Source organism: Tardiphaga sp. vice154 (assembly GCF_007018645.1).
GTDB lineage: Bacteria > Pseudomonadota > Alphaproteobacteria > Rhizobiales > Xanthobacteraceae > Tardiphaga.
Window position 1 is genome coordinate 2198575 of record NZ_CP041399.1, and the last position, 13343, is coordinate 2211917.

General features: G+C 58.6%; 12 protein-coding genes. 8 read left to right on the forward strand and 4 right to left on the reverse strand.

Annotation, left to right across the window (positions count from 1 at the left end):
- Nucleotides 1-51: 51 nt before the first annotated feature.
- Nucleotides 52-1500, forward strand: coding sequence for a site-specific DNA-methyltransferase (locus FIU28_RS10200; RefSeq protein WP_143572826.1), 1449 nt, complete (start codon nt 52-54; stop codon nt 1498-1500).
- Between the two features lie 10 nt (nt 1501-1510).
- Here the strand turns inward: FIU28_RS10200 and FIU28_RS10205 are convergent.
- Nucleotides 1511-2706 (reverse strand): IS3 family transposase gene (locus tag FIU28_RS10205; RefSeq protein WP_441351643.1). Its coding sequence is split into 2 segments (ribosomal slippage): nt 1511-2445 and nt 2445-2706, totalling 1197 coding nucleotides; the frame shifts between segments, so codons are not numbered across the junction.
- 36 nt (nt 2707-2742) lie between these two features.
- Between FIU28_RS10205 and FIU28_RS10210 the strand changes: the two genes are divergently transcribed.
- The 3 genes from FIU28_RS10210 to FIU28_RS10220 are packed head-to-tail and all read left to right on the forward strand — an operon-like array spanning nt 2743 to nt 7018.
- Nucleotides 2743-3618, forward strand: a complete 876-nt coding sequence (locus FIU28_RS10210; RefSeq protein WP_246660935.1) for a hypothetical protein — start codon at nt 2743-2745, stop codon at nt 3616-3618.
- Nucleotides 3618-6299 (forward strand): DEAD/DEAH box helicase family protein, encoded by a 2682-nt coding sequence (locus FIU28_RS10215; RefSeq protein WP_143572828.1) that lies wholly within the window; start codon nt 3618-3620, stop codon nt 6297-6299. Before FIU28_RS10210 ends, FIU28_RS10215 begins: the two co-directional genes overlap by 1 nt.
- 47 nt (nt 6300-6346) lie before the next feature.
- Nucleotides 6347-7018 (forward strand): HNH endonuclease, encoded by a 672-nt coding sequence (locus FIU28_RS10220; RefSeq protein WP_143572829.1) that lies wholly within the window; start codon nt 6347-6349, stop codon nt 7016-7018.
- Nucleotides 7019-7307: 289 nt separating this feature from the next.
- Here the strand turns inward: FIU28_RS10220 and FIU28_RS10225 are convergent, their stop codons facing one another.
- The 3 genes from FIU28_RS10225 to FIU28_RS10235 form a co-directional block, all read right to left on the reverse strand.
- A complete protein-coding gene (locus FIU28_RS10225) occupies nt 7308-7592 on the reverse strand; it encodes a helix-turn-helix domain-containing protein (RefSeq protein WP_143572830.1) in 285 nt (94 codons plus the stop codon).
- A 32-nt stretch (nt 7593-7624) separates the two neighbouring features.
- A complete protein-coding gene (locus FIU28_RS10230; protein WP_168202906.1) occupies nt 7625-7939 on the reverse strand; it encodes a BrnA antitoxin family protein in 315 nt (104 codons plus the stop codon).
- 227 nt (nt 7940-8166) lie between these two features.
- On the reverse strand, nt 8167-8859 hold the full coding sequence (locus FIU28_RS10235; RefSeq protein WP_143572832.1) for a hypothetical protein: 693 nt from the start codon (nt 8857-8859) through the stop codon (nt 8167-8169).
- A gap of 413 nt (nt 8860-9272) precedes the next feature.
- On the opposite strand from FIU28_RS10235, the gene FIU28_RS10240 reads away from it, so the two are divergent.
- The 4 genes from FIU28_RS10240 (at nt 9273) to cynS (ending at nt 13091) form a co-directional block, all read left to right on the forward strand.
- Nucleotides 9273-10655, forward strand: coding sequence for a CmpA/NrtA family ABC transporter substrate-binding protein (locus tag FIU28_RS10240; protein WP_143572833.1), 1383 nt, complete (start codon nt 9273-9275; stop codon nt 10653-10655).
- Nucleotides 10656-10810: 155 nt separating this feature from the next.
- Nucleotides 10811-11650, forward strand: a complete 840-nt coding sequence (gene ntrB / locus FIU28_RS10245) for a nitrate ABC transporter permease (RefSeq protein ID WP_143572834.1) — start codon at nt 10811-10813, stop codon at nt 11648-11650.
- Between the two features lie 48 nt (nt 11651-11698).
- Complete coding sequence (locus FIU28_RS10250) at nt 11699-12580, forward strand: ABC transporter ATP-binding protein (RefSeq protein WP_143572835.1); 882 nt, start codon at nt 11699-11701, stop codon at nt 12578-12580.
- 22 nt (nt 12581-12602) lie between these two features.
- The gene (cynS, locus tag FIU28_RS10255) at nt 12603-13091 is read left to right on the forward strand and encodes a cyanase (RefSeq protein ID WP_143572836.1); all 489 of its coding nucleotides are present in this window, start codon (nt 12603-12605) and stop codon (nt 13089-13091) included.
- The last annotated feature ends 252 nt before the right edge of the window (nt 13092-13343 follow it).

Consider the following 13343-nt stretch of genomic DNA (forward strand, 5'->3'; position numbering starts at 1 on the left):
TAAGCGGAATCGGCGTTTGAACGTTAGTTGAAAACAAGGGATGAGGCGGGCATGGCGCGGCTGACTGAACAGGAACAGCAGGACATCATCCGATTTGTCGAGGCCGACAAGCCGCTGCCGGACAAGTATCGCTTCCTACTGTTCGAGGATAAACGCGAGATCGAACTGGTCTGGAACGGCAAGACCAACGAGGTTTGCAATGTCGTTTTGCCATTCCAGACCATCGAACAGGTCGACGAGCCGCGCGCCGAAAAGCCGGAAGACACTGCTTCACAGAAGGATCTATTTTCGACTGACAGTAGGGGCCGGCAGCTCAAGGGCTGGTCAAACAAACTCATCTGGGGCGATAATAAGCTCATTCTATCATCTTTAAAAAATGGGCCATTGCGTGAGGAAATCGAGCGCCAAGGAGGTCTAAAGCTCATCTATATTGACCCACCGTTCGATGTCGGTGCGGATTTTTCAGTAGATATAGAGATCGGCGGAGACACGTTCACAAAGAAACCCAACATTCTCGAAGAAATTGCCTATCGAGACACTTGGGGCAGAGGAGCGGACTCATTTGTTGCAATGATTTACGAGCGTTTAGTGCTCATGCGCGATCTCCTTGCAGCAGAAGGCAGCCTGTATGTGCATTGCGACTCCAGGCTGAGCGCGCACCTTCGATTGGTCTTAAATGAAATTTTTGGTGAACGCGGTTTCCGTAATGAAATAATTTGGCAGCGAACTTCGGCAGGGAAGCCCGTTTACAATAATCTGCCAAAGAACGCCGATTACATTATGTGGTACACTAAAAGTGAAAAATACAATTTTTCTCCAATGATCGAAGGGTTGTCTGAAAAAGATGTGAAGTCGTTCAATATGAACGATGGTGACGGGAGGGGTGCATATAATACGCAACCTATTATAAATCCTGCACATAGGGAAAATCTTAAATACACATATCTATCATTAGACGGTCGCAGTTTTCCGCCCCCGACGAAGGGGTGGCGGTTTAATGAAACGAGGATGCGGCAGTTAGACAATGACAATCGACTATATTTTACCGAGTCTTCGATACGGGAAAAATACTATCTTGAGGAGCGGCTAGAGAAAGGAAAGCAACGGCCAAATGTTTGGTCGGATATTAGCGGAAACTCAGTAAAGCAGAGTGGCGAGAATGTTGACTACCCAACTCAGAAACCTGAAGCGCTACTTGAGAGAATTATTGATGCTTCTTCAAATGAAGGTGATCTCGTAGCGGATTTCTTTGCGGGGTCTGGTACCACTGCTGCTGTCTCAAAGCGGCTCGGGCGAAAATGGATCGCTTGTGATCTAGGTAAATTTTCCGTGCACACCACCCGCAAGCGTATGATAGGTGTGCAGCGTGGGCTAAAAGCCGAAGGTAAGGACTATCGAGCCTTTGAAATTCTTAATCTGGGCCGCTACGAGCGTCAGCATTATGTTGGTGTGAATCCGAATCTTCGCGATGAGCAGCGACGGAAGCAGCTTGTGACCTGAGCCCCAAGCTTCATCCAGCGATGGGAAGAATCCTTTGATCATTTGAGCCTGTGTGGCTCGGTGATGCAACGGGACGGGGCGCGGAGCCCCAAATCAGCTCATGCGGTCCGTCCCGTTGCATGTCGGACGCGTGGAGCTTGGCATAGGTAGCCGGTGGAAGATTGCCGATCGCGCTGTGAGGGCGGACGGTGTTGTAGTCGTCCTGCCATTCAGCAAGGACTTCGCGGGCATGGTTGAGGGACGAGAACAACGTCTCGTTCAGGAGTTCGTCGCGCAGGCGCCCATTGAAGCTTTCTACGAATGCGTTCTGCTGCGGCTTGCCTGGTGCGATGTAGTGCCATTCGATCCTGGTCTGCTGTGACCATCGCAAGATGGCCATGCTGGTAAATTCGGTACCGTTATCGCTGACGATCGTTAGCGGGGGACCACGCCGGGCGATCACCGCATCGAGCTCTCGGCCGACCCTTGTGCCCGAGAGCGACGTATCGGCAACCAATGCGATGCACTCGCGGGTGAAGTCGTCCACCACGGCCAGCATGCGGAAGCGCCGGCTGTCGGTCAGCGTGTCGCTGACAAAGTCGAGCGACCAGCGATGGTTGGGACCTTGGGGCAACGTCATCGGAGCCCTTGTTCCCAGCGCTTTCTTGCGACCACCACGCCGTCGAACCTGAAGCCGCTCCTCGGCGTACAGACGCCGCAGCTTCTTGTGATTGATCGAAACGCCATCGATGCGCAACAGTAGGAGCAGGCGACGGTAGCCAAACCGCCGTCTGATATTGGCCAGTTCGCGCAACCTCGCGCGAATGACAACATCGTCGGGCCGCACGCTGCGATAGCGTACCGAGGTTCGATCCGCTCCGATGACCGCACACGCCCGCCGCTGGCTGACCTCAAAACTTGAACAAAGGTGAGCCACAGCTTGTCGCTTCGCGACGGGCGTCACCATTTTTTTGAATTGAGATCCTTCAACATGGCGTTGTCGAGCATCGCTTCGGCCAGCAGCTTTTTTAGCTTGGCATTCTCGTCGGTCAGAACCTTCAGGCGGCGGGCCTCCGACACATCGAGCCCACCATACTTCGCCTTCCATTTGTAGAACGTCGCGCTGCTGATCCCGTGCTTGCGACAAACGTCCCCGGTCTTTGAGCCTGCCTCGTGCTCCCGCAGGATCGCGATGATCCGCTCTTCCGTGAACCTCGACTGCTTCATCTCCGTCTCCCTTCAGGTGACGGATTCTACCCATTTTTGGCGGAAGTTCAGGGGCGCAGGTCACTTGAGGAAAAGGAGGGCGCGTTCCTCGATCTCATTCTGCGGGCCTATCGCGCCGAGCGGACCGATGGCTTCATCAGTTTTAGCGGCAAGCGCGCGGGACGTCTGGTTGCGGTTGGCCCGGTCAACATGCCGGTTTCGCGGCTGTTCGTGGAAGAGATCATTCTCGAATGCCGCAAGAAGCATATTACCAAAGTCGATATTCTCGGTTTCGAGTTTGAGATGGGTCTGTTCCCCAACGTTCTCGACGACGCGCGGGCGAAAGGTATTGACATCGCCCCAAAATATATTCCTGCCGATGTGTTCGACAAGCGCGCAGTTGAGAAGCACCAAGTTGTATTCCATGATGTCTCATTCATCGAGATCAAACCACACGTCAAAGGGGGCAGTGTCGCGGTCGAATTGACCGACTTTTCCGTATTCTATTCCCAAGATTCGATTGCCAATGCCGAGGCGGGCCTGAAAGATAAGGGAACCAAGATCGTCGTCGAGAAGGGGCAGATCGTCAAAGTCAGCAAGGACGAAAACGGCATCGTCAGCCGCGCGACGCTTACTCAAAACTGGACTGACTGGATTGACTATTGGTCAGTCGATTTCGATTTCGAGAACAAGCGCGAAATCATCCGCCTCCAACACCCTGACACAGGTGAATGGGAGGAAACTTGGACGGGCGACTACATCTTTGAAAATGAATGGCAGTCGTTTCGTACGAAAAAGAACCGTAAGCTTGAACTGACCAGCGTGGCCCACGAATGCCCGCCCGGGAGGCGAAAGATTGCCGTGAAGGTGGTGGATATCTTTGGCAACGATACCATGACGATCGCCGAAGTGACGGTGGGAAAGAAAAAGTAATGGCGTTGCACCCGGACTTTCCAAATTCACCGCACGCGATCCTCGATCCTGCGATACGTTGGTTTCCAGCCGACGAGGCGCTTCGCGCGACTAGCATGGACAAGCTGATGCCGCCCCTCGTGGCGGTTTTGCGCCAGAAAGTGAAGGAGTTTCGCGACGGCGGATATGTAGGCGCGTCCGACACCAGCCGTAGCCTGTTGAACTGGTGGTTCAAAACTCCGCATCTGATCCCGCAGGCCGACGGCACGATGGCGGAGTTTCAGTATTTCTTTTCCCAGCGCGAGGCGCTGGAGACGATTATCTATCTGACCGATGTGGTCGGCGTGAAAGACAAATTCGACCTGATGCGGTTCGACAGCAGCGGCGCCGTTTCCGCCAGTATGTTCGATGAGACATGGCGGCGGTTCGTCGTCAAAATGGCGACCGGTGCAGGCAAGACCAAGGTTCTGAGCCTCGCCCTCGCCTGGAGCTTTTATCACAAGCTCTATGAGCCGGGTTCGGCGCTTGCCCGCAATTTTCTGGTGATCGCGCCCAACATCATCGTTCTGGATCGCATCTACAAGGATTTTCAGGGTCTGCACTTGTTCTTTAACGATCCTGTAATTCCTGACAATGGTTTTGACGGGCGTAACTGGCGGGATGATTTCCAACTGACGTTGCATGTGCAGGACGAGGTGCGGATCGCGCAGCCGACCGGCAACATCTTCCTGACCAACATCCACCGCGTTTATGCCGGGGAGGACATCCCACCATCGCCTGATGACGACGACACGATGGACTACTTCCTCGGCAAGCGGCCGACCGGAGCAACAACCGACTCCAAGGTTGATCTCGGAATGATCGTCCGGGATATCGACGAACTGATGGTGCTGAACGACGAGGCCCATCATATCCATGACTCGCGGCTGGCCTGGTTCAAGTCGATCGAGGATATTCATAACCGGCTTCTGCAGAAGGGCTCGGCTCTTTCATTGCAGATCGACGTGACGGCGACGCCAAAGCACAACAACGGCGCAATCTTCGTTCAAACGATTGCCGACTACCCGCTAGTCGAAGCGATCTCGCAAAATGTCGTCAAGCATCCGGTGCTCCCCGATGCCCCAAGCCGAGCGAAGCTATCGGAGCGGCAAAGTGCCAAGTACACTGAGAAATATGCAGATTATATCGACTTGGGCGTGATCGAATGGCGGAAGGCCGACGCCGAGCACCGGAAGCTTGGTAAGAAGGCCATCCTATTCGTCATGACGGATGACACTCGAAACTGTGATGACGTGGCTGCCTATCTTGAAGGTGTTTATCCCGATCTGAAAGGCGCTGTGCTGGTCATCCACACAAAATCTAATGGCGATATTTCGGAAGCCGCCTCCGGCAAGGCTAAGGAAGAACTCGAATTGCTCCGCAAGCAGGCCAACGAGATCGATGATCCGGCAAGTCCGTACAAGGCCATCGTATCGGTACTGATGCTGAAAGAAGGTTGGGACGTCCGCAACGTGACGACCATCGTCGGTTTGCGCGCTTATTCTTCCAAGAGTAATATCTTGCCGGAGCAGACGCTCGGTCGTGGCCTTCGCAAAATGTATCCTGGTGGAATTGAGGAATATGTCAGCGTCGTTGGTACTGATGCCTTTATGGAGTTTGTTGAATCCATCCAGGCCGAGGGTGTCGAGCTGGAACGCAAGGCGATGGGCGATGGCACCAAGCCGAAGACGCCGCTGGTGATCGAGATCGATAACGAAAACGAAAAGAAGGACATCGACGCACTCGACATCGAAATCCCGGTGATGACGCCGCGCATCTATCGCGAATACAAATCGCTCGGCGATCTCGATGTGACCTCATTCGGGCATCAGATCGCCGCCTATCTTACATTCAGCGAGGAGGAACAGCGCGAAATCGTCTTCAAGGATATCACCACGGGCGCCGTGACCCATACAACCATCCTTGATACTGCTGGAGTTGCCGATTTTCGGAGCGTACTGGGATATTTTGCCCAGACGATCATGAAAGATCTTCGCTTAGTCAGCGGCTATGACGTGCTTTACGGCAAGGTTAAAGCGTTTGTGCAATCGGAGTTGTTCGGCCGGGAGGTCGATCTTGAGAGCCCAAACACGTTGCGGAATTTGTCGGAGCTGGCTGCAACTAAAGCGCTGCTCGAGGGCTTCAAAAAGGCCATCAATGCGTTGACCGTGAAAGACAAGGGCGATGCAGAGATCCGAGACACGATCAAGCTCCGTCAAACGCGGCCGTTCGTGACGAAAGATCAGGGGTATGTCGTCCCAAAGAAGAGCGTCTTTAACCGGATTGTGGGAGATAGTCATCTGGAACTCGTCTTCGCTGGTTTTCTCGATGGCTGCGTCGATGTCGTGTCCTATGCGAAGAACTATTTTGCCGTGAATTTCAAACTGGATTACGTCAACGCGGATGGCAATATCTCGAACTACTATCCCGATTTTCTAGTCAAGCTTGGGCCAAATCGCACGTTCATTGTCGAGACAAAGGGTCAGGAAGACCTCGATGTGCCGCTGAAAATGGCGCGGCTGCGGCAATGGTGCGAGGACATCAACAGGGTGCAGTCCGATGTCGCGTATGACTTTGTCTACGTTGATCAAGAAAGCTTCGAGAAATACAGTCCCAAATCCTTCAAGGGCCTGAGCGAGGGCTTTCGAGAATACAAGCTGTAAGATGCACATTCTAGCAGCATTTCTATAAATGCAACATTAGAGATCACATGAAATCTGCGGTCGTTGAACGATTTACAAAAGAGTTTGGGTCCCCGTCACGCGAGAACGTCAAGGTCAAATCGTGGAGTCTTTCCAGTGATGTTGGGGTAGTCCTGCAGATGGACCAGCCGAACCGCGAATACGCCGCCTTTGTTTGGCTGCCTTATCCCGGTGGAGATCAGACTGTACCGGAAATTGCTCTCGAATACCCAGGCGAGGCAGGTCGACATAGCGGGACTTACCCGGTGGTCGGCTTGAGGCGTGGTGAGCCAGCCCTCAAAATGATAATCCGTAATGCAGCAGAGCTAGATGATGTAGCGCAATATATTCGAGCGATGCTCACCAATGCCCCGCGACCCGAGGTCAAATCGCACGGTGATACGAAGGGGACGTTGAATCCGCTGGAGGCTGATGAATCGAGTGCTGATAGTGGGTCTCAACTCATCGATCCAGCATCGATGCCAAAAGCCGGACCTATAAAGCCACGCCGAGAAGCAATACCGCGAATAGTTCAGCGCGAAGTCTGGCAGCGGGATGGTGGGCGTTGCGTTGAGTGTACTACACGGGAGCGCTTGTGTTTCGACCACATCGTGCCGTTTTCGCGAGGGGGGTCAAATTCGATCAGAAATCTGCAATTGCTCTGCGAGAGCTGCAACCTCTGCAAGAGCAACCGTATCTAATAGTTCTTTCAAAACTGGACGTTCAGGATGCTGCCGCCTGAACTGCGAGGATTAATAGTCGATCGGTAAAGTCGGGTACTTGCGTCGCCCGCCAAAACTGGTTCTGACAATTCTGCGCACTAGCGCCGCCTCTCGGCGCCCGCGCCCTGAACGCCGGATTGTCCAATTCCGGCGACGTATGCGCGTCTTCCAGCAGCGCCATCGCGGCGTAGGGGATGCGGTCGAGCCTGACGCTCCGCGGCGCAGCTCCTTCAGCGCCGCGCGCATCGCGGCGTCGCGGTCGAGCTCCTCACGCCGCCGGCTTGCCCACCCGCCACTCCACCGTCAGCCCCGCTTGCGTCGCCAGGATCATCAGCGCGTCCAGGCTGAACTTGTCGATCCGTCCGCGCAGCAAATCGTTGATGCGCGGTTGCGTCACGCCGAGCCGCGAGGCTGCTTCGGCTTGCGACAGTTGCCAGCCGTCCATCGCGTCTCGGATGGCGATCATCAGGCCGGCGCGCGCCTTCATGTTGGCGGCCTCCGCCGGCGAGTTTTCAAGGGCGTCCCAGACGCTGTCGAAACGCTGCTCGGTCATCGTCGATTCCTCGCATTATCGCGCGCCGCGGCCTAACCCGCCTTGCGATGGGTTTCGTAGTAATGCCGCAGGATGGTGTTGATGCGGGTCTGGTAGCCTTTGCCCTGGGATTTGAACCAGCCGAGCAGATCATGATCGAGCTTGAGGCCGACCGCGACCTTGTGCGGATGGACGATCTCGGCCTTGGCCCAGTCCTCGTCGCTCATCGGCGCGCCGTCCCTGTCGGCAGCGGCGATCGCTTCGACCTCCACGGGCGTCATCCGGTCGAGGCGCGTCCAGTCGGTCTTGCCCGTCAGCGGCACGAGGCTGCCGTCGGTTTTCCTGCCGTAGGGCTTACCGTCTACCATTATGGCCCGTGCCTTGGTGGTGCTAGTCTTGGCCTTGCTCATACCGCTGTTGCTCCCGCTTGTTGGCCGGGTGCCAGTTAAGCTCCATGCAGGACACTGAGCTAGACAAAAGTCAGATCAGTGTCCTGCATGACGGCGCATCGGCGACGCGCAGCCCCCTCACCCGGATTGCTTTGCAATCCGACCTCTCCCCAGCGGGGAGAGGTGACGGAGCGCCATCGAACTGACTACTTCCTCCTTCTCGGCCCCCTCGGCTTGAACGCCGGATGGTCCCGCTCCGGCGGCGTATGCGCGTCTTCCAGCAGCGCCATGGCGGCTTCGGGGATGCGGTCGAGGCGGACGCCGCCGCGGCGCAGCTCCTTGAGTGCTGCGCGCATCGCTGCGTCGCGGTCGAGCCACTCTTTCCCGGTGGATGGCGCCTGGCCGGGTCTGCCGGGCCGGCCGCGGCCCTTGACGTAGAGCCGCGCCATGTTGAGCACCTGCATGGCCTCGATCAGCCGGTCGAGATCGACCAAAGGGTCTTCCCACAATTGCTGCACGCAGCGCTCGGCGAGCTCATACAATTTGTGACCGAGCAGGCGCAGCTTCAGCCTGCGGCCGGCGCGCGCGGTCGGCACGGTGTCGGTGCAGCGCGGCGCAAACGGGTGGCGCTTCCAGCCGAAGCCGCGCGTCCAGACGCCGACGGTGCCGGCGCTGGTGCCGGTCCTCGCCGCGATCTGCTTGTGGGTCAGCGTGGTGTCTTCGATCAGCTGGCGCACCCGGGCCACGGTGGCATTGGTGTGCAGCCGCTTGCAGCCTTTGGGGCGGCCGCCCGCCACCGGCGGCGGGCCGTCCTCCGCCGGGGTTGGCGATATCCGCAGCACGGTGTCGTCGAGGGCGCGGATGCGGGGATGGAAGAGGGGAACGAGAGGGTCGGGCATGCTCACTCCCTTTACGTTACGGACAGGCGAAGATTATATACCTAATAGGGATAAAAGCAACTAGCTGTCGTTCCGGGGCGGGAGCGCGCCAGCGCGAGCGAACCTCAGCCACTCCAGTTGGAGTGGCGGGGAACCTCGACATGTTCAGCGCAAAACACTTCGAGGTTCCGGGTTCGCGTTCGGCTGGCGCCGCCCGCGCCCCGGAACGACAAAGAGGGGGGCGGCGGCGCTACCAGCATCCATCTGCCCGCAATCGACGCGATACGCTGCCGCAAATTTAATCACCCGGCCGGGAAGCCGCCGGCCGTCTTGCGCCGGGGGTTCGCCAGCACCCATCTGGCCGCGCCGCGCCGGCGCGCGGGGGCTGGCACACTCCTTGCGTACAGATCGGTAGCGTCCACGCAGGAGGTCCCATGTCCACATTCGACAATCCGTTCGATCCCGCCCGTCGTCTGCGCTCCGGCTGCCCCTGCGGCCAGCACGCCAGCGCCGAGGAACATGACGCCGCCATGCAGCTCGCCTGCGCGGCGCCGCAGGACGAGGCGAAGCGCTATGAGGGCGTGGTCGCTTCCGCGGTGATGCGCGCGGTATTTCCGAAAGAGATCCAGCGGCGCGCCTTCCTGAAATCGGTCGGCGCCTCGGCGGCGCTCGGCGTGCTGTCGCAGTTCTTCCCGATCAAGATGGCGACCGAAGTGTTCGCGCAAGGCGCCGGCAAGCTCGAGAAGACCGACCTCAAGGTCGGCTTCATCCCGATCACCTGCGCCACGCCGATCATCATGGCCGACCCGCTCGGCTTCTATCAAAAGCAGGGCCTCAAGGTCGACGTCGTCAAGACCGCCGGCTGGGCGGTGATCCGCGACAAGACCATCAACAAGGAATACGACGCCGCGCACATGCTGGCGCCGATGCCGATCGCGATCTCGCTGGGGCTCGGCTCGACGCCGATCCCCTATACCGTGCCGGCGATCGAGAACATCAACGGCCAGGGCATTACCCTTGCCATGAAGCACAAGGACCGACGCGACCCGAAGGACTGGAAGGGCTTCAAGCTCGCAGTCCCCTTCGACTACTCGATGCACAATTATCTGTTGCGCTATTATCTCGCCGAGCACGGCATCGACCCCGACACCGATATCCAGATCCGCTCGGTGCCGCCGCCGGAGATGGTCGCCAATCTGCGCGCCGACAACATCGACGGCTTCTTAGCACCCGACAATATCTGCCAGCGCGCAATCTATGACGGCGTCGGCTTCATGCATCTTCTGTCGAAGGAAATCTGGGACGGCCATCCGTGCTGCAGTTTTGCGGCCTCGCGCGAATTCATCACGACGTCGCCGAACTCGTTCGCAGCCTTGACCCGCGCCATCGTCGACGCCACGGCCTACGCCTCGAAGCCGGAGAACCGCAAGTCGATTGCGGAAGCGATCGCGCCGGCGGCCTATCTCAACGCGCCGCCGGTGGTGCTGGAGCAGGTGCTGACCGGCACCTATGCCGACGGCCTTGGCAACATCAAGGTCGATCCCAAGCGCGTCGAATTCGATCCGTTCCCGTGGCAGTCGTTCGCGGTGTGGATGATGACCCAGATGCAGCGCTGGGGCCAGATCAAGGGCGACGTCGACTACAAGGGCGTCGCCGAGCAGATCTATCTCGCCGCCGACACCGGAAAGGTGATGAAGGAAATGGGCCTGACGCCGCCGGCCTCCGCCTACAAGTCGTTCCAGGTGATGGGCAAGACCTTCGATCCCGAAAAGCCGAAGGAATATCTGGCGAGCTTCAAGATCAAGAAGGCGACGTGAGTGATGGTCCGCGCTGCTTGCTTCACCTCCCCCTCGAGGGGGGAGGTCGACGATACGAAGTATCGTCGGGAGGGGGTGAATGCTGAAGCGCTGTCACCCCACCCCGGCTGCTTCGCAGCCGACCCTCCCCCTCCAGGGGAGGGTGGAGAACCCACATGACCTTCTCCCTTCGCTTCCGCGCAGCGCTGCTTTCGCTGCTCATCCTTGCGGCCTTCCTCGGCGTGTGGCACCTCGCCACGCGCGGCACCGGCACGGCCGCGACCATGTCGCCGGAATATGCCAAGCTGATGGGCCTCACCGCCACCGCCGGCAAATCCGCGATGCCGGGTCCGCTCGATGTCGGCGCGAAATTGTGGGAGCATCTCCGGAATCCGTTCTACGACAACGGCCCCAACGACAAGGGCCTCGGCATCCAGCTGGCGTACTCGATCGCGCGCGTGGGGATCGGCTATCTGCTCGCCGTGCTGGTGGCGATTCCGCTGGGCTTCCTGATCGGCATGTCGCCCCTGATGAGCCGCGCGCTCGATCCCTTCATCCAGGTGCTGAAGCCGATCTCGCCGCTGGCCTGGATGCCGCTGGCGCTCTACACGATCAAGGATTCCGGACTGTCGGCGATCTTCGTGATCTTCATCTGTGCGATCTGGCCGATGCTGCTCAACACCGCGTTCGGCGTCGCCGCGGTGCGAAAAGAGTGGATCAATGTCGCGCGCACGCTGGAAGTGGGCCACCTCCGCCGCGCCTTCACCGTCATCCTGCCGGCCGCAGCACCAACCATCCTCACCGGCATGCGGATCTCGATCGGCATCGCCTGGCTGGTGATCGTCGCGGCTGAAATGCTGGTCGGTGGAACGGGGATTGGTTACTTCGTCTGGAACGAGTGGAATAATCTGTCGATCACCAATGTGATCATCGCGATCCTGATGATCGGCGTGGTCGGCATGATCCTCGATCAGATACTGGCGCAATGCACCCGCCTCGTCACCTTTCCGGAGTAGGGCGATGCGATTTGTAATCTACATGAACGACAATCTGGCTCCTTGCGCATGACCGAAAAATTCATCTCCATCGAGGGTATCTCGAAGCGCTATCCGGCGGTCGGGGGCGGCGAGGTCGCGGTGTTCGAGAACCTGTGGCTCAACGTGCCCTCCGGCGAGTTCGGCTGCGTCATCGGCCATTCCGGCTGCGGCAAGACCACGGTGCTCAACATCCTCGCCGGGCTGGATGAGCCCTCGGCCGGCACGGTGATCGTCGATGGCCGCGAGATATCAGGTACGAGTCTGGACCGCGCGGTGATCTTCCAGAGCCACGCGCTCTTGCCGTGGCGTACGGTGATGGGCAACGTCGCTTACGCCGTCACCTCGAAATGGCCGAAGTGGACCAAGGCGCAGGTCAAGTCGCATGCGCAGATCTTCATCGACAAGGTCGGGCTCACCGGCGCCGAGCACAAGCGGCCGTCGGAACTGTCCGGCGGCATGAAGCAGCGCGTCGGCATCGCGCGGGCGCTGTCGATCACGCCAAAGATCATGCTGATGGACGAGCCGTTCTCGGCGCTGGATGCGCTGACCCGCGGCACGCTGCAGGACGAGGTGCGCCGCGTCACCCGCGACACCGGCCAGACTACCTTCATGATCACCCACGACGTCGACGAGGCGATGTATCTCGCCGACAAGATCTTCCTGATGACCAATGGCCCCGGCGCCGTGCTGGCCGAAGTGGTCGAGAACCCGCTGCCGAAGGATCGCTCGCGGCTCGATCTGCACAAGCACCCGGATTATTACCCGCTGCGCAACCACATCATCGATTTCCTGGTGACGCGCAGCAAGACGTTCACGACCGAGAACCCGGATTTCGACCCGCGCCGCGTGCCGCATGTCCGCCCGGCCTCGGCGCCGCTATTCGCCGCGCCCGCAGCCGTTGCGCGCTAAATTTTCACCGAAGGAGAAGACGATGATCCGTTCCGACCTCACCGAGAAACTGCTCGACATCAAGCGCGATAACGAGTGGAGCTGGAAATACATCTGCGACAAGATCGGCGGCCATTCCGAAGTGCTGATCATAGGTGCGATCCTGGGCAACATGAAATTGACAAAACCGCAGGCCGCCGCCGCGGGCGAATTGTTCGGCCTCTCGAAGAGCGAGATGCTGATGCTCAACGAGGTGCCGATGCGCGCCGAGAACGTGCAGATGCCGCCGACCGATCCTTTGATCTATCGCTTCTACGAAATGGTGATGGTGAATGGCCCGGCGTGGAAGGCGCTGATCGAGGAAGAATTCGGCGACGGCATCATGAGCGCGATCGACTTCGACATGGTGATGAACCGCGTCGCCAATCCCAAGGGCGACCGCGTGCAGATCACGATGTCCGGCAAGTTCCTGCCATACAAATATTACGGCGCCACCGGCAACAACCAGGAATACGGGTTCAAGGAAGACTAAGCGCGTTCCGCCGGTCTGCCGGGATCGCCAACACGACAAACCGCCGCGCTGAAACCAGCGCGGCGGTTTTCGTAAACATGCCTGTTACCCGGACATGCCGTTGTTGACGCGGCCGTTCGACATGCCGGTTCCCGATTGGCATGAGCCTTCGGCGCAGGGAGACAGGGACGACAGGCGGGAGGGGCCGCCCCGGCTTTCTGGAAACCCAGCGTTTCGCGAAGAGGCCTGTTGCGGCGCGGATTTCGCGCTAGA